At 67.4% G+C, this 16485-nt stretch carries 13 protein-coding genes and 1 riboswitch; of the genes, 2 read left to right on the forward strand and 11 right to left on the reverse strand.

Annotated features, from left to right (window positions below; genetic code table 11):
- The first annotated feature begins 160 nt into the window (after positions 1-160).
- On the forward strand, positions 161-1102 hold the full coding sequence (locus BW991_RS01245; RefSeq protein ID WP_076600277.1) for a ribose-phosphate diphosphokinase: 942 nt from the start codon (positions 161-163) through the stop codon (positions 1100-1102).
- A 12-nt stretch (positions 1103-1114) separates the two neighbouring features.
- On the opposite strand, the gene BW991_RS01250 is transcribed toward BW991_RS01245, so the two are convergent.
- From BW991_RS01250 to BW991_RS01295, 10 genes are all read right to left on the reverse strand, one after another.
- The gene (locus BW991_RS01250; protein ID WP_076600278.1) at positions 1115-2038 is read right to left on the reverse strand and encodes a VTT domain-containing protein; all 924 of its coding nucleotides are present in this window, start codon (positions 2036-2038) and stop codon (positions 1115-1117) included.
- A gap of 94 nt (positions 2039-2132) precedes the next feature.
- Positions 2133-2510: a hypothetical protein gene (locus BW991_RS01255; RefSeq protein WP_076600279.1), complete on the reverse strand. Its 378-nt coding sequence runs from the start codon at positions 2508-2510 to the stop codon at positions 2133-2135.
- Between the two features lie 205 nt (positions 2511-2715).
- Positions 2716-6429, reverse strand: a complete 3714-nt coding sequence (metH, locus tag BW991_RS01260; protein WP_076600280.1) for a methionine synthase — start codon at positions 6427-6429, stop codon at positions 2716-2718.
- A gap of 81 nt (positions 6430-6510) precedes the next feature.
- Positions 6511-6582, reverse strand: a riboswitch (S-adenosyl-L-homocysteine riboswitch).
- Between the two features lie 58 nt (positions 6583-6640).
- Positions 6641-9862 (reverse strand): pilus assembly protein, encoded by a 3222-nt coding sequence (locus BW991_RS01265; protein WP_076600281.1) that lies wholly within the window; start codon positions 9860-9862, stop codon positions 6641-6643.
- A 29-nt stretch (positions 9863-9891) separates the two neighbouring features.
- Positions 9892-10575, reverse strand: coding sequence for a pilus assembly PilX family protein (locus BW991_RS01270; RefSeq protein ID WP_076600282.1), 684 nt, complete (start codon positions 10573-10575; stop codon positions 9892-9894).
- Positions 10563-11816, reverse strand: a complete 1254-nt coding sequence (locus BW991_RS01275; RefSeq protein WP_084204913.1) for a PilW family protein — start codon at positions 11814-11816, stop codon at positions 10563-10565. The genes BW991_RS01270 and BW991_RS01275 overlap by 13 nt, the downstream gene beginning before the upstream one ends.
- Positions 11817-11818: 2 nt before the next feature.
- A complete protein-coding gene (locus BW991_RS01280) occupies positions 11819-12304 on the reverse strand; it encodes a type IV pilus modification PilV family protein (protein WP_076600284.1) in 486 nt (161 codons plus the stop codon).
- Positions 12298-12810 carry a GspH/FimT family pseudopilin gene (locus tag BW991_RS01285; RefSeq protein ID WP_076600285.1) on the reverse strand — a complete coding sequence of 171 codons (513 nt, stop codon included), beginning with the start codon at positions 12808-12810 and terminating at the stop codon, positions 12298-12300. The genes BW991_RS01280 and BW991_RS01285 overlap by 7 nt, the downstream gene beginning before the upstream one ends.
- Positions 12804-13283, reverse strand: coding sequence for a type IV pilin protein (locus BW991_RS01290; RefSeq protein WP_076600286.1), 480 nt, complete (start codon positions 13281-13283; stop codon positions 12804-12806). Before BW991_RS01290 ends, BW991_RS01285 begins: the two co-directional genes overlap by 7 nt.
- Before the next feature lie 298 nt (positions 13284-13581).
- A complete protein-coding gene (locus BW991_RS01295; protein WP_076600287.1) occupies positions 13582-14667 on the reverse strand; it encodes a c-type cytochrome in 1086 nt (361 codons plus the stop codon).
- A gap of 498 nt (positions 14668-15165) precedes the next feature.
- On the opposite strand from BW991_RS01295, the gene BW991_RS01300 reads away from it, so the two are divergent.
- Positions 15166-15534: a VOC family protein gene (locus BW991_RS01300; protein WP_076600288.1), complete on the forward strand. Its 369-nt coding sequence runs from the start codon at positions 15166-15168 to the stop codon at positions 15532-15534.
- Between the two features lie 22 nt (positions 15535-15556).
- Here the strand turns inward: BW991_RS01300 and BW991_RS01305 are convergent, their stop codons facing one another.
- Complete coding sequence (locus tag BW991_RS01305) at positions 15557-16405, reverse strand: alpha/beta fold hydrolase (RefSeq protein ID WP_084204915.1); 849 nt, start codon at positions 16403-16405, stop codon at positions 15557-15559.
- Positions 16406-16485: the final 80 nt, after the last annotated feature.

Consider the following 16485-nt stretch of genomic DNA (forward strand, 5'->3'; position numbering starts at 1 on the left):
CAGCGAGTTCCTGACCCCGGAAGCGCGGGCGCTTCCGGGAGCGTGAATCCCCTTCCCGCGTCATCGCATCCTGCCGCGGCCCCGTCCCGGCAGCTACAATTCGCAACAGGATGTTGCGCCGGCCCCGCGGCGCGGCACGACCGCCACCGGAGCGAATGCGATGAACGACGCCCTGCGCATCTTTGCGTGCAACTCCAACCGCGCCCTGGCCGCGGAGATCTGCGACACGCTCGGCCTGGCGCTGAGTCCGCTGGAGATCTCGCGCTTCTCGAACGACAACCTGCACGTGCAGATCCGCGACAACGTGCGCGAGCGCGACGTGTTCGTCGTGCAGTCCTTCACCGAGCCGGTGAGCGACCACATCATGGAGCTGATGATCACGCTCGACGCGCTGCGCAGCGCCTCGGCGCGGCGCGTGACCGCGGTGATCCCCTACTACTCCTACGCGCGCTCCGACAAGAAGGACGCCCCGCGCATCTCGATCACCGGACGCCTGATCGCCGACATGCTGCAGACCGCGGGCGCCAACCGCGTGCTGACGATGGACCTGCACGCCGACCAGGTGCACGGCTTCTTCTCGGTGCCGGTCGACCACCTCACCGCGATCCCGACCATCGCCGAGCACTTCCGCCGCCACCACGACCTCGCGCACATGGTCGCGGTCGCGACCGACGCCGGCGGCGCGAAACGTGTCGGGCGCTTCTCCGAGCGCCTGGGCATCCCGATGGCGATCATCGACAAGCGCCGCGTCAGCGACACCAACGTCACCCACGGCGAAGTCGTCGGCAACGTGAAGGGGCACGACGTAGTGATCTTCGAGGACGAGATCTCGACCGGCGGCACGCTGCTGTCGACCATTGGCACGCTGAAAGCCGCCGGCGCGCGTTCGATCCACGTCGGCGCCGTGCACGCGGTGCTGTGCGGCCCGGCGATCGACCGCCTGCGCGACGCGCCGATCGAGTCCATCGTCGTCACCAACACCGTGCACATGCCGCCGGGCAAACGCCTCGACAAGATCACCCAGCTCACCGTCGCGCCGCTGTTCGCGTCGGCGATCGAGCGCATCCACAGCGGCGAGAGCGTCGGCGCGCTGTTCGAGTAGCGCCGCCGCGGCTCAGGCGGCGCGCGTCGCCGCCAGCCAGGCCTCGTAGCCGCCCTTGAGCGGACGCGCCGCGGCGTAACCCAGATCGCCCAGCACGTGCGCGGCACGCACCGCGGTCGCGTCGCCGGGACAGGCGCACATCGTCACGATCGGCCGCTCGCGCGGCCAGTCCCCTACCGCGCGCAGGAGATTGTCGATTTCGGCCGCGCGCGCCCCGTCCACCGCCCCCCTCGTCGCGATCAGCGCCGCACCGCGCAGGTCGAGGAACAGCGGCGGCGCGTCGGACGCCAGCGCCTCGATCAGTTCGGATGGCGTGACATGCGGGATCGCCGCGAGCTTCTCGAAGCGGTAGCGCTGCCACAGCTTCCAGGCGATCCATCCGCCCAGCGCAAGCGCCAGCCCAACGATCATCGTCGAACCGTGGCGGCTCATCATCGCGAGCGCGCTCTGCAACTCATCGCGCAGCCACCAGCCGGCGAGAATGGCGCCCCCCGCCCACAGCGCGGCCCCCGCAGCGGCCGCCGCGAGGAAGCCGGGCAGCGGCATGCGCAGCGACCCGGCGATGGGCGGCGCGACGGTCGAGAAACCCGGCACGAACTTCGCGACGACCAGCGACCACACGCCCCAGCGCATGAAGCGCGCCTCGGTCTGCGTCACGCAGGAACCGGGGTTGAGCGACAGCCGGCACAGGCCGGACAGCACGCGATAGCCGAAGATGCGCCCGGCGAGATACCACACCCAGTCGGCAATAACGGACGCCGCCACGGCCGCGGCGAGCATCGCGCCCGCCTGCCCCGAGCTCGCCGCGAGACTGCCCGCGACCAGCAGCGTCGGCACCGCCGGTACCGGCAGGCCCAGCTGCTGGAGCAGCACATTGACGAACACGACCCAAACGGCGTCGCGCTGGATCGCTTCGGTGATCTGGCTGAGATCCATCATGCCCCTCCCGGCGTCGCCGGGGAGCTCCAAATGAACAGAGCCACGATTCTCTCGCGAAAATCGTGGCTCTGTGCAACGGCGATGGAAACGCTCAGCGTTCGGGTTCGCCCTTCAGGCCGCGTACGAAGGCCTTGCTGCCGTCGCGCACGGTGTGGCCGATCGTGATGCCGGTACGCTTCATCGCGTCCCACGTCACGACCGCCGCGTCGCGCGCGCTGTGGCCGACCGCCTTGCCGGCCTTCCCGGCCGCCTGCCCCACTTCCTTGCCGGCATCGCGCGCGCCGGTGCCGATGTCGTGCATCGTCGACCCGACGCCATGGCCGACGTCCTCGGCCGTCGTCGTGCCGCGGGAATCCTGCGCATGAACGGGCGGTGTGGCCAACACGGCTGCAGCCAGCAGCATGCCGGCAAGGATGGCCGCAGTGGAGGCCGGTGTGCGAGACCGGCCGGATCGAATGCCTGCTTGCATGATCGGGTCTCTCCTGTTGTGGAATCTGCTCGGGCGCCAAGTTCCTCCCCCTTCAAGGGGAGGGAGTAACGGTGCCGCACGCAACCCGACATCACCTGATTGCTTGCCGGGCTAATGATTCTTTCCGTGGGGCGGCGCCCTCGCGCTTAAAGTCTAGGCCAGCACCCGCCCTCCCGGGGTAAGCACGCGTAACGCCCCGAAACGCTTACAGCAGCGGAGCGAGCCAGCGCGCGGCCTGCTCCACCGGCATGCCGGCGCGTTGCGCCCAGTCCTCGAGCTGATCGCGGCCGATCTTCGGGATCGCAAAGTACTGCGCCTGCGGATGCGCGAGGTAGAAGCCACTGACCGCGGCCGCCGGACTCATCGCGAAGGATTCGGTCAGCGTCATGCCGGCGTTCCGTGGCGCATCGAGCAGATCGAACAGCGCGCCCTTCGACGTGTGGTCCGGGCAGGCCGGGTAGCCGGGCGCCGGACGGATGCCGCGGTATTCCTCGCGGATCAGCGCGTCGTTACCCAACGTCTCGTCGGCCGCGTAGCCCCAGAACTCCTTGCGGACGCGCGCGTGCAGCCACTCGGCGCAGGCTTCGGCGAGGCGGTCGGCGAGACTCTTCAGCATGATCGCGTGGTAGTCGTCGTGCGCGGCCTCGAACTCGGCGAGCTTCGTCTCGATGCCGATACCGGCGGTCACGGCGAAGGCGCCGGCGTAGTCCGCAACGCCCGAATCCTTCGGCGCGACGAAGTCGGCGAGGCAATAGTGTGGCTTGTCGGACGGGCGCTCGTGCTGCTGACGCAGGCCGTGCCAGCTCATCAGCGGCGTGGCGCGCGATTCGTCGGCGTAGAACGCGATGTCGTCGCCGACGCGGTTCGCCGGGAACAGGCCGAACACCGCACGCGCCTGCAACCAACCCTCGGCGACGACTCGTTCGAGCATCGCCTGACCGTCGTTGAAGACGCTGCGCGCGGTCTCGCCGACGATCGCGTCGTCGAGGATCTTCGGGAAGCTGCCGGCGAGGTCCCAGGTCTGGAAGAACGGGCCCCAGTCGATGAAGGGGACGAGCTCCGCCAGCGGCACGTCGAGCGCCTGCACGCCGAGCACGTTCGGCCGGGTCGGCACATAGCCCGGCACGCCATCCCAGCGGAACGCGTTCGCACGCGCCGCTTCCAGGCTCACCAGCTGCACGCCCTTCTTGTTCGCATGCTGCGCGCGGATCTTGTCGTAGTCGGCGGCGAGCTGCGTCTTGAAGTCCGCCGCGCCGCCTTCGGACAGCAGCGCCGTGACGACGCCGACCGCGCGCGACGCGTCCGGCACGTACACCACCGGCCCCTCGTAGTGCGGCGCGATCTTGATCGCAGTGTGCGCGCGGCTCGTTGTCGCGCCGCCAATCAGCAGCGGGATCGACACACCGTCAGCGAAACCCTGGCGCTGCATCTCGGCCGCGACGTGGCTCATTTCCTCCAGCGAAGGCGTGATCAGCCCCGACAGGCCGATCGCCTGCGCGCCATGCTCGCGCGCGGCATTCAGGATTTTCTCGGCCGGCACCATCACGCCGAGGTCGATCACTTCGTAGCCGTTGCAGCCCAGCACGACGCCGACGATGTTCTTGCCGATGTCGTGCACGTCGCCCTTCACCGTCGCCATCACGATGCGGCCCTTGGAGCTCGCGCCGGTGCGCAGCTTCTCGGCCTCGATGAAGGGGATCAGGTGCGCGACCGCCTGCTTCATCACGCGCGCGGACTTGACCACCTGCGGCAGGAACATCTTGCCCGCGCCGAAGAGGTCGCCGACGACGCTCATGCCCGCCATCAGCGGCCCTTCGATCACCGCGAGCGGCGGCTTGCCCTCGGCTTCGAGCTTCGCGCGCACCTCCTCGGTGTCGGCGACGACGAACTCGGTGATGCCCTTCACGAGCGCATGCGACAGCCGCTCCCCGACCGACAGCGCGCGCCACGCGAGGTCCGGCCCCGCGTTCTTGGCCTTGCCTTCCTTCACCGACTGCGCGAACTCGACCAGCGCCTCGCCGGCGCCGGGGTGGCGGTTCAGCACCACGTCCTCGACCTTCTCGCGCAGCGCGGGTTCGAGGTCGTCATAGACGCCGAGCATGCCGGCGTTGACGATGCCCATGGCCATCCCCGCCTTGATCGCGTGGTACAGGAACACCGTGTGGATCGCCTCGCGCACCGGATCGTTGCCGCGGAAGCTGAAGGACACGTTGGAGACGCCCCCCGAGGTCTTCGCGTACGGCAGGTTCTGCTTGATCCACGCCACCGCATTGATGAAGTCGACCGCGTAGTTGTCGTGCTCCTCGATGCCGGTGGCGATCGCGAAGATGTTCGGGTCGAAGATGATGTCTTCGGGCGGGAAGCCGATTCCGACCAGCAGATCGTAGGCGCGCTTGCAGATCTCGGTCTTGCGCGCATAGGTGTCGGCCTGGCCCTTCTCGTCGAAGGCCATCACGATCACCGCCGCGCCGTACTGGCGGCACAGCCGCGCCTGGCGCAGGAACTCGGCCTCGCCTTCCTTCATCGAGATCGAATTGACGACGCCCTTGCCCTGGATGCACTTCAGGCCCGCCTCCATCACGCTCCACTTCGACGAGTCGAGCATGATCGGCACGCGCGAGATGTCCGGCTCGGACGCGATGAGCTTGAGGAAGCGCTCCATCGCCGCCATCGAGTCGAGCATCGCCTCGTCCATGTTGATGTCGATGACCTGGGCGCCGTTGTCGACCTGCTGGCGCGCGACCGCGAGCGCGTCGTCGAAGCGGCCTTCGAGGATCATGCGCGCGAAGGCTTTCGAGCCGGTGACGTTGGTGCGCTCGCCAACGTTCACGAACAGGCTGTCGGCGCCGACGTTGAAGGGCTCGAGGCCGGACAGGCGCAGCTTCTTCTCGACTTCCGGCACCTTGCGCGGCGCGATGTCGGCGACGGCCTCGGCGATCGCCGCGATGTGCGCGGGCGTCGTGCCGCAACAGCCGCCGACGATGTTCACGAGGCCGGCCGCGGCCCACTCGCGGATGTCGGTCGCGAGCTGCTCGGGCGTCTCGTCGTAGCCGGTCGGCGCGAGCGGATTTGGCAGACCGGCATTCGGGTGCGCGGAGACGTGCGTGTCGCAGACGTGCGACAGGTCCTCGACGTACTGGCGCAGCTCCTTCGCGCCAAGCGCACAGTTGAGGCCGAAGGAGATCGGCCGCGCATGTGCGAGCGAGTTCCAGAAGGCTTCGGCGGTCTGGCCCGACAGCGTGCGCCCCGAGGCGTCGGTGATCGTGCCGGAGATCATCACCGGCACGCGGTGGCCGCCGGCGGCCTCCAGCTCCGCAAACAGTTTCTCGATCGCGAACACCGCGGCCTTCGCATTCAGCGTGTCGAAGATCGTCTCGATCAGCAGCAGGTCCGCGCCGCCTTCGAGCAGCCCGCGCGCCGAATCGTAGTAGTCGTCGACCAGCGCGTCGAAGCTGATGTTGCGGAAGCCCGGGTCGTTCACGTCGGGTGAGATCGACAGCGTGCGCGAGGTCGGCCCGAGCACGCCGGCGCAGTAGCGCGGTTTCGCCGGGTTCTGCGCGGTGTATTCGTCGCACAGCTCGCGCACGAGACGCGCGCCGGTGACGTTGATCTCGTAGGCGAGGTCCGCCAACCCGTACTCGGCCTGCGACACGCGCGTGCCGTTGAAGGTGTTGGTCTCGATGATGTCCGCGCCGGCTTCGAGGTAGGCGCGGTGGATGCCGGCGACGACGTCCGGGCGCGTCAGCACCAAGAGGTCGTTGTTGCCCTTGAGGTCCTTCGGATGGGACTTGAGGCGTTCGCCGCGATAGTCCGACTCGCCCAGCTTGTGCTGCTGGATCATCGTTCCCATCGCGCCGTCGAGGATCAGGATGCGGCGGGCGAGAAGGTCACGGATTTCATTGGAGCGGTCGGCTTGCATGGTTCTACCTCGGTCGATTCAAGCACCGGGCGGAAGCCGCAGGAGCGCACAAAAGCAAACGGCGCGGCAAACCCCGGTGGTGGTTTGCGAGCGCCGTTGTTCGGTTGCCGAGCCTGGCCCGCAATTCATCGGGTCGCAGCGCTCCTCGGCAAGCGGGTGATTCTATGGAAAATTCCCGCCGGTGCCAAGCCGGCGGAAAGCCGGAAACTTGTTACATCAGCGTCCGCCAGTAGATCACGCGTGCGCCCTTCGAGCCAGCACCACCTGGCCTGGGTGGAACGGCATTCGAATCGGTCTTGGCCGCTGTGTTACGCGTCAGCACGAACTTTCCCTTCGAAGTCACGACGATTACCGCTCGGCTGCTCAGCACGTCACCGAGAAATCGCCCGCTGGCGTAGACCTCGGTCGAGGTCGAACTCTTGGCGATGGCCCCCCCCGTGCCCGCATCGATCATCATCAGCCAGCTCGAGCCGCCCTTGCCGCAGATTTCGCGCGTCGGGACATTCACGGTGAATATCAGGACACCCGAGGCATCCAGCGCCGGATTGGTGTTCACGCGTCCGTACTGCATGGGGATGTCCCAGTACCAGCCGCGATGCACGCCCGCCTGCAGCGGGTTCGTCGTCAGCGTCACGGTGGTCGCCTGCAGGCTGGCGGTGCCCTGGCACACGAAGGCGCCGTTACCGCCCCCCGTCGGACAACTGCTGCCATTGCTGCCGCGGATGTTCGGCATCGAAGGGGCAAGCGCGCTGACGTCGTCGATGATGCCGTACATCGTCTGCGTCTGCGTCGCATGCGCATTCTGGCCCGTCCCCGGGATATCGGTTTCCCCGAGATACTGGCCGGTGCCGACATACACGAGGAACTTGTTCGCATCGCCCGCGACCTGCCCCACCGCCGGCGCACTCGTGACGGGCTGCGGCGCGCCCGCGCCGTCGCTCAGTTCCGCGATCTTCACCGCCGTCCAGTTGGCGAGATCGAAGCGCCAGACATTGCCCTGCAGGTCGCCGCCATACAGGTAGTACGCGACATCGTCCGCCGCAGCGATGCTCAGGCGCGAAAGGTGGGTAAGCCCTGCCGGCGACGTGCTCGAGCCGACGCCGGTGGAAATCGTCTTCACGATCCGCCCGTCGGCGGGATCGAGCGCCCACACGTAGCCCTTGCCGTCGGCGTTGTTGTAGCCCGACGTGACGAGCACCAGCCAGCCGTCGTTGGGCGTGCGCACGATCAGCGGCGTGCCGAAGCTGAAGCCGCTGCCGGTCGTCGATGGAACCGTCTCCCATTTCACCATCGCCGCCGCGGCATCCTGCGTGGCCGGGCGGGGATTGGTGACATTAAGCGCGTAGTAGCCGTTGCCGCCCTTGCCCAGCCCGCCGACCAGGAGCGTCCCGGTGAAGCTCGCGGTGCTGACCTGGGCGAGCGCCGGCGTCGCGTCGATGAAATAGCGGTGCGCGTAGTTCGGATCGGTCAGGCGCGACAGCTCCCCGTGCAGCATCTTCGGCACGTAGGCCCACAACTCGTCGCCGCCGTCGTTGTTCAGGTCGTCACCACCGCCGAACGCGTGGAGCATCCCGTCGTTGGCTGCCTGGAAGACCACCGGCCCGCTGGCGAAGCTGCCGTACACCGGCTCGGCGTTGATGATGTCGCCGAGCAGGTGCTGGCGAATCCGGAAGGGATTGGGTTCCACACCTTCCCGGCTGCGATCGCCGCGGAGGAAGTCGATCACCGTTGCCGTCAGTCCGGTCGCCGAATCGGCGAAATTGCCTGCGGTGAATGCCGCACCGCTCGACCCCTTCAGCGAAACGACCTTGCGGCTGCTCGCAGGGCTGGCGAGTCCGTCGAGCTTCTTCTGCGCCGACCACAACGCGTCGCCGATCGGCAGGCCGGTGGACAGATCCAGCGAGTGCGCGATGAGGTCGCCGGTCCAGTAACCGGACTGGTACACCGACTCGTAGCCGATGGTGTTCGCGGCGATGCGCTGGCTGGTCACGGCGACGGCTGCCGCGGCGCTGTCCTGCTGCGAGGCGGTATTGACGGCACGGGTAAAGGCCCCGGCGAGCTCGGACTGGCTCCCCGCCTTGCCCGACACGCCGCCGCCCTGCGCAGCGGCTTCGACCAGCAGCGAGTCCTTGCGCGGATCCCTCAGCGGATCCGTGAATACATCGCCGAACGCGATCGTATAGGTGCGGACGTTGTTGGATTTCTTCTCGCCCCTGGGGTGGACGACATCCGGGCGCAGGTCCGTCTCGTACAGGGCCTGGGCGACGTCGTCGAGAAAGTCGCTGCCGTTCGTGCCGTACAGGTGCGTTTCGCCGTTCGGCGCGAGGTGGCCCGCATGCGGCGTCCCGCTGTTCGACTTCATGTCGAAACCGTTGCCGCACTTGCCCGCCCCGCCACTGTCCGCATCGTAATCGCACAGGTAGGTGTTGGACGACAGCGCCTGATCCTCGGATGAAAGGCCGTCGGTCATCAGGAAGGCGTGGCTGCGCTGGCACCAGTAGCCGGTCTGCACCGGCGCCGTCGCGGTACCCAGATCGAGGAGGCGATGCGGAGTGGAAGTGCCCTGGCGGAAGAATTCGCCGAGGGTTGCCGTACCGCCCGAGCGCAGGCTCAGCGCGCCCGTATAGCCCAGGCTGAAATACTGGCCGATGTCGGCGAGCGTCTCGGACAAGGGCGCCGCGTCGGCACTGGCGGCGGCGTTGATTCCGTCGACGCTCGTATTGAACGCGGTAATGTTCAGCGCCTCGACGGCCCGTACCAGCCGCCCGCCATCGCCGCCGTTGTAGGTGACGAGGCCTGCCCTGACGCCGCCCCCCGTCGACGCCGCCGGGATCGCCGGGATCGCCGCGACGGCGTTCTTGAGTGCCGCCTTCGCGACGTCGAGACGCGTCCTCGCATTCGGTTTCCGCCCGGCCCAGCCGGTCAGGATGCCGTCGCGGAAATACCAGTTGAGATAATGTCCGGAGTAGCGTCCGGGCGCGTAGGTCATTCCTTCGGGCGCGACCAGCAGGCGCACGTTCGCATAGGTCGTGGCGTCGGCAAAACAAACCTGCCCCGACGCGGTTCCGACGGTGCACGGAGACGCATCGGTGCAGCTGATTGCGCTCTTGCCACTACCGACTGCGTTTCCCAGGCGCACGCGCGGCTCGCCATTGACTACCACGAGGTCCACGGGATTGGCGCCGTCGATCTGCTTGTCGGCGGGGCACGAGTACGCGCCCGAAGCGGCCGAATAGGGCGACTCCGGCACGATGTTCTTCATCGAGCTCGAATTGTCGAGCACGAACATGTAGTTCGGCGGCGCATTGTTGCCGACGACCATCGGAAAGTCGGCCAGGTCCGTCTGCGCCGCCGGCGACGGGGCGATGCAGGCGACCAGCAGGGCGAGGCAATACGACGACAGCGTGGCGATTCGTCGAATCGGCTTGTGCATGACTCTGCTCCAGGAGCGACGGCGCCCGCTCACGCGCCCGGCTGGGCCTTGGCGGCGAGCATCGCTTCGTAGAAATTCACGCCGCCGCGCGGGCCGCGCGCGCGGATGATGACGCGGTAATAGACGTCGAGGGTGCCTGCTTCGATGGGCGGCACGGTGCTGCCGCTCTTCTTCGCGAAGGCGTCGGCTGCGGCCAGCGCGACCGTTTCGGGGTCGACGGTGCACTTGCTGCGGATGTCCTCGCCGTCGGTCAGCACCGGATCGGATTTGCACTGACGCTCGATGACGTACTGGATGCGGTAATTGCCCGAATCGGCCGCACAGTTCGTCGCACGGCCGTTTTCGTCGATGCAGGGCACGTCCGTCGACTCCCAGATCGCGTCGGAGGCGATCCGGCCGGCGTCCTTGAAGTTCGGCTTCCCTGCGGCATCCTTGAAGTAGAAGGCGCTGCGATAGTACGTGCGCGCGGTGTAGGCGCCCGACTGCAGTTCCTCGACCGCACGGTTGATCGCGATATCCCCGGCGTACATGGTCGCCTGACGGAACGCGAGGTTGCCGGCGACGAGAGTACCGGTATCGGTCGAGCGGATCACCGAGGCGGCGGCGAGACTCATCAGCACGAGGATGATCATCGCGATGAGGAGGACCACGCCCGCCTCGGCGCGACGTCCGCCCGGGCCAGCGGAAAAGGCGCATTCGCTCATCGGTTCCATAGCGGATTCCTCAGGGGAACGACCGTTTCATGCGTCCGGTAGCGATAGTTCTGCCATGTCTTGCCGGCCGGCACCGCTACGCCGCTCAAATCCAGCGTGAGCGTATCGTCGAATACGCCGGGCGCCTGGGCGGTGACCTTGCCGGTGTCGGGTTCGCGGCTGCGCGCGACCATGGCCAGGCGTACGGCCTTCACGCGCTGCAGCTTCTTGTGGTAGTCGTCGCGCTGTGCCGTGCTGAAGGCAGTGTACTGCGCGGCAGTGGGCGCATTCTCCCACGTGGCGATCTGGTCGCTGCCATCGGTCGAGATGCCGTACTGGGCCTTCAGCATCACGATGTCGGCGGCCATCGCGTAGTTCTTGTAGGAGGCTGGGCACGTCGTGCGCAGCACGACGGGATCGACCTTCTTGGGATCGTAGCGCAGCAGCGCGCCGCATGCGACGGCATACTGGACGTACTCGAACTCGGGCTTCACCCAGCCGGGCGGCATCTTGAAGACGAGCGAGCCCGCACTGTAGGACACCGGCTTGGTGTAGGTCGTATTCGGATTCGTCGGATTGAAATCGTTCACCACGTCGCCGGAGGTGCTGCCGAAGTGAACGTTGCAGCCCGCTTTGAAATTCGTGCACTGATCGCTTTGCGTCTGCCCGGAGACCTTGGTGACCTTGAAGCGGGTGCACGGCGCTTTCGTTTCATTCGGCGGTGCCTGGACCACCAGCACCGTGTCGCCGACGTGGATCTGGTCCTCGGACGCCAGGTTCGTGTCGCTGATCTTCATGATGTCGGACGAGCTGGGCATCTCCTTGACGATCGGGAGGATCTCGCCGGAATAGAAGTCCGGCGCCCCCACCATGATCTCGACCATGTCCGACACGGCAGTCGATGCACCCGATTCGATCCGCACGGGATAATGGAGACTGTACAGATTGCTGTTGTCGGCGGTGACCACGCCCTTGTCGTACATGTTGTAGCCGGGGCACAGGCTCGCGAATGACCCGTTGAACAGGGCAGCCCCCGCACCGCGCAGGTCGCGATCGATCAGGGCGACCGCGACCTGCGCTCCCTCCGCCGCGGAGTGCCCTGCCCCGGTGATGCGGAATTGCTTGCCTATGGTCGAGACGGACGAGGTGATCGCGAGCGTGATGATCAGCCCGACGACGAGCCCGATCATGAGTTCGACCAGCGAAATCCCGCGACTGGCGCGGGGGACGGGGGATCGGCTTACACGCGGAGTACGCTGCATGATCACTGCCAATGGAAGCGGTTCGTGACCTGATGACGACGCGGGTCGCGCGTCACGACGCTGCCGTCCTTGTTCTTGTAGCGCCCCGCCCACTCCAGGGTCACCATCAGCGAATAGGCCGACACGCCGGCGGGACGTTCGATGATGATGCTCGCATCGTCGAATTCCGCGCACACCTGCCGCGTCCAGGTATAGGCCGGATGCGAGGTCGAGATGCCGTCCGTGCAGGCGGTGCGCGTCAGCAGATATTTTTCGGACGGGTCCGGCGTGTCGGCGGTGTCCTTCAGGGCAACCTCGGCAAACAGGCGATTAACGAGCAGGGACGCATTCGCGCGGTCATGCGCTTCGGTGCTCAACTGGACGGCGCGCACCTGCATCTCGATCAGGCCGAGCGCCCCCACCGAGAACACGAGCAGGGCGACCAGGCCCTCGATCAGGCTGAAACCGCGCGCGCTGCGCGCGCCGAGCCGACTTGCGCCCTTCAGCATTTTCTCGAATCGCTCCCCGTCGCGGCAGGATCGCACATCTGCACCAGTCCGCCCCCATGCACCTGGACGCGCAGGCTATTCACGCCCGGCACGCGCGTCGTGAGGTTGATGTCCTCGATGCGCGGCGCGGCGGTGTCCACGAGGCCGGTAGGCAGGAAGACGACGTTGGTCTGCGACGCATTCGCCGCGATCGTCACGCCGGCAGCGGAAGTTCCCTTGGCCTCCTGGATCGTGCTGACGGGACTCACGGTCGCCACCGACCAGTTGCCGCGACCATCGGTCAGGGTGAAGCGCACCGGCTGGTTGCGGCGCAAGGCCTCGGCACGCGCGAGCTGCAGCCCGGAGACGAGCCCTTCTGCGGCAACCCGGACGCGGAAAGTCACGAGCGTCGTCTCGAAGCTCGGCGCCGCAAGCGACGCCAGTATCGCGAGCACGCCGATGGCGACGAGCGCCTCGACGATCGTGAATCCCGCTTGCCGCCCCGCGCTTCGCGGCCGACTCAGCACGAATCCCCCGCGCGGAGCAGCCAGCAGTCGCGCGGGAGGGAGCTCGCACCGGGGAAGGCCGTCGTTTGCCGCAGGTTGTCGTGGTTGATCGTGAAGGTGAAGCCCGCCATGTTGCGCGACGCCTTGCCGGTCGCCGTCGCGAGGAAGGTCTGGTTGCTGCCGCCGCCGTTGTTGCAGGTGATGTCGAAGGCGTCCGAGGACGGCGCCGCGACACCGCAGGCCGAGCCCGTGGAACCGTAGTTGCGGTTGTCCTGGTAGTACTGCTCGAGGCGCATGCGCAGCGTCGCCAGCTCGTTGATCGCCTCGGAGATGCGGCTGCGCTGGACATACCCGGTATAGGACGGGATGGCGATCGCAGCGAGGATCGCGACGATCGCGACGGCGATCAGGAGCTCGATCAGCGTGAAGCCTGCCGCGGCCCGCCGGGCGTTCCCGCGATGGCCCACGCGGGCGCTGAATATGTCGTAAGTCATACGCGGATGTCCAGCCGGGATAGCAGCGGATTAACCGGGCGGCACGGACCCGGGTGAAATTCCCCGCGCATGCCCGAACGGATTCGGCACAAATGATACCGGAGGGCGGCAAATCCCCGAAAAGAATTGTAACAATGCGAAAGATTGGGGAAAAGCGTGCCCGGGAGGTTCACAGGATACGCATTCAGGGTACGAAATGCACCCTTCCCGGCTCCCCGCGAAAGGATCTACCCGGCGCGCAAAATGCAAAGAGGCCCGGCACGCCGGACCTCTGCGAAACGCCTGCGGAACAGTCCGATCAGTATCCGAGCGACTGGCGCGCCTGGTTGAGGGCGTCCGTGATCGGCTGGAACGGACCGTAGATGTGCTGGCTGCGCGGGAAGGCGGGCGGATTGGCCGGATCGATCGACCATGCGCCGGCCGCGTCCTTGCGCGGCATGGTGTAGTCGTAGCTGGCGTCGACCGCGCGCTTGAGCGCGTTCGGCACGCCGTCGGGCCCCACGCCGGCCCAGTCCTCGGTGATGTGGCGCGGATTGAAGGGGCGCGGCTTCGACAGCAGGTAGGCGGTGACGTCCCACGCGTCCTCGGCGGCCATCAGCGTGTTCGGGTCCACCGCGTTCACCTTGTCGTGCGGCATGTTGCTGTAGACGAACGCCGCCGCGGTCTGGAGCCGCCCCATGCCGGCCATCAGGCCGTGGCTGTTCGCTCCCCACAGCGCGGGATAGCGGAAGCGCTGCTCGTCGTCGCGCCACACGCCCGAGCCGTCCTCCTGGTGACAGCTGCGGCAGCGGTCGTTGTAGATATTGGCGCCGCGCGTCGGACTGGCGGCGCGCGCCAGGGCCGCCGGCTTGCGGGTTTCCTGGCCGGGCACCTGCTGCCAGGTGTAGCCGGGCTGCAGGCCGGTCGACAGGAAGTCGACGTAGGCGATGAGGTCCTTCATCCACTGGCTGTCGGTCGGGATCATTTCGCCCGCGAGCGAACGCTCGAAGCAGCCGTTGATGCGGATCGGCAGATCGCGTGCGACGTTCTCGCGCGCGCTGAACTTCGGGTCCGCGTACTCGATCGCGGCGACGACGAGCGGCACCGCATACGGGCGCGTGCCTTCGTCCATGTGGCAATTGCCGCAGGCGAGCTTGTTGCCGACATAGGGCTTGCCGTTGGCCGCGACGTTGCCGCTTTCGGCGCCGAGATAGCGGTACGTCGAGCGGAAGATGTCCTTGCCGCGCGCCGCCGACGTGCTCATCAGTGCGGGGTCCGGAATCTGGTAGGCGGGCGCGTAGAAGGGGTTGTAGTCGGCGGGATCGGTCCCGCTGCCGGCGAGCGCGCCGGCGGCTGCGGCGCTGAGTGCGAGTCCGAAGAGGACGCGCAGGGTGCGGTGTGACATGTCGGTTTTCCTCCGGTTGTCGAACGCTGGAGCCGGGGCCCGCTGCATCGGCCGCGGCGCGGGTGCTGCCCTATGCACTGCCGCAGGCTACGCGCCCCGGCCGGGGGAAAACATCCAGACGATGGAGGGGCCGACTAGACGAATGACTCGATTGACATGCTCACTGGTTTGGACTAACGAGGTGCCAATCAAATACCTCCGTTCGCCCCGAGCTTGTCGAAGGGCTCGGGCAGGGCTTCGACAGGCTCAGCCCGAACGGTATTTCGTCTCCGGGTCGATAACACAGCGGCCACTGCGGCACCGGAACGCTCTGTGCGCCTGGCGTTTCGCCCTGCACGTGCTAGCGTGAAGCATGAACGGTCGCCCCTTACCCCCGCGGCCGCGACGGCCCCGCCGCGCCGTAAGGCACGGCGGCCTTCCTCCTCCGGGGTCCGCCCCCTTTGCCGGACGCAGAAGCCGGCCCATGCCGACGGATTCCGCTTTCGACGGCAGATCGACATGAACACCCCCCAACCCGGATTGAAATGCGTGAAGGTCGTCGCGCTCGCGGTGCGTGACGTCGCGCGCGCGAACAGGTTCTACGGCGAAACGCTGGGCCTCGCCCCGGCCAGCGAAGGCGGCCGGCAGGTCGGTTTCGAACTCGGCGGTACGGTGCTGATGCTGAAGGACGACTGGTACGGCACGCCGACCGCGGAGCCGAACCCGCGCATCACGCTGGAATGCGCGGACGCGCGCGCGCTGGAAACCACCCTGCGCGGCCTCGACGTGAAGATTTCGGATGCGGTCGAGCTCTACGACGGCAGCTACTACGTCGGCGCCTTCCTCGACAGCGAGGGCAACAAGCTGTGGTTCTGTTCGCCCGGTTAGGCTCCCGGCCGCCGCCGCGCGCTCAGTCCGCGGCGTCGATGAAGTCGAGCACGTCGCGCGCGAAGCGCTCGCGCTGCCACAGGTGCGGCGCGTGGTCGACGTCGTCGTAGATGTGTAGCAGCGCGTTGGGGATGTTGTCGCGCACGTAGTGGGCGGTGCGCGTGTGGTAGAAGTTGCTCGCGCCGGCATAGACCAGCAGCGCGGGGACGTCGATCTTCTCCAGCACGTCGCGGTAGTCGGCCGCGGCGAGGCTGGACCAGCAGTCGATCAGCGGCTGCGGCGTCATCTCGCGCAGGCGCTGGCGCGCGAGTTCCATGCCCTCGCCGTTCTCGCGGTACTTGCGCCGCGCGCGTTCGTTGAGGCTGTGGCCGACCAGGCGCAGCACGCCTTCGGCGAAGTCATCCTGCAGCGAACGCACGAAGGCGGCGTTGCGCGCGGCGTCGAAGTCGCCGTAGATGCCCCAGCGCCAGTGCTCGTCGGTGAGGATGCGCGGCGACTGGTCGATGATCACGAGCTTGCGCAGGCGACCGCAGCCGAAGTCGCGGATGTATTGCCACAGCGTCAGCGCGCCCATCGAATGGCCGATGACGATCGCGTCGCGCAGGTTCCAGTGCTCGAGCATCTGCTCGAGGTCGCGCGCCATGCGCGCCGCGCTCGGCGGGGTGTCCGTATGCAGCGCATGGCCGCCGTGCCCGCGCGCATCCCAGCGATACACGCGGTGGCGCGCGGCGAAGGCCTCGATGAAGGGGCTCCAGTCGCGATGGCTGGCGGTCCAGCCGTGCAGCAGCACCAGCGGCGGGCCCTCGCCCTCGATCTTCACGTGGATGTGTTCGCCGTCGTCGGCGAGAAAATGGCTCATTGCGTGGGTCATCGCGCCAGCTTCTGACAATGTATTGCAACAGTATAACGGCAGAAGCCGCCGCGGCCGCTCGGACTGGCGCGCGCCCGCCG

Source organism: Aromatoleum tolulyticum (genome assembly GCF_900156155.1).
GTDB classification, from domain to species: Bacteria; Pseudomonadota; Gammaproteobacteria; order Burkholderiales; family Rhodocyclaceae; genus Aromatoleum; species Aromatoleum tolulyticum.

Coding starts and splice junctions, on each gene's coding strand:
- BW991_RS01265 (WP_076600281.1), bottom strand. CDS start 9,862: ATGCACAAGCCGATTCGACGAATCGCCACGCTGTCGTCGTATTGCCTC.
- BW991_RS01275 (WP_084204913.1), bottom strand. CDS start 11,816: ATGCAGCGTACTCCGCGTGTAAGCCGATCCCCCGTCCCCCGCGCCAGT.
- BW991_RS01270 (WP_076600282.1), bottom strand. CDS start 10,575: ATGGAACCGATGAGCGAATGCGCCTTTTCCGCTGGCCCGGGCGGACGT.
- BW991_RS01245 (WP_076600277.1), top strand. CDS start 161: ATGAACGACGCCCTGCGCATCTTTGCGTGCAACTCCAACCGCGCCCTG.
- BW991_RS01300 (WP_076600288.1), top strand. CDS start 15,166: ATGAACACCCCCCAACCCGGATTGAAATGCGTGAAGGTCGTCGCGCTC.
- BW991_RS01255 (WP_076600279.1), bottom strand. CDS start 2,510: ATGCAAGCAGGCATTCGATCCGGCCGGTCTCGCACACCGGCCTCCACT.
- BW991_RS01295 (WP_076600287.1), bottom strand. CDS start 14,667: ATGTCACACCGCACCCTGCGCGTCCTCTTCGGACTCGCACTCAGCGCC.
- metH (WP_076600280.1), bottom strand. CDS start 6,429: ATGCAAGCCGACCGCTCCAATGAAATCCGTGACCTTCTCGCCCGCCGC.
- BW991_RS01250 (WP_076600278.1), bottom strand. CDS start 2,038: ATGGATCTCAGCCAGATCACCGAAGCGATCCAGCGCGACGCCGTTTGG.
- BW991_RS01305 (WP_084204915.1), bottom strand. CDS start 16,405: ATGACCCACGCAATGAGCCATTTTCTCGCCGACGACGGCGAACACATC.
- BW991_RS01290 (WP_076600286.1), bottom strand. CDS start 13,283: ATGACTTACGACATATTCAGCGCCCGCGTGGGCCATCGCGGGAACGCC.
- BW991_RS01280 (WP_076600284.1), bottom strand. CDS start 12,304: ATGCTGAAGGGCGCAAGTCGGCTCGGCGCGCGCAGCGCGCGCGGTTTC.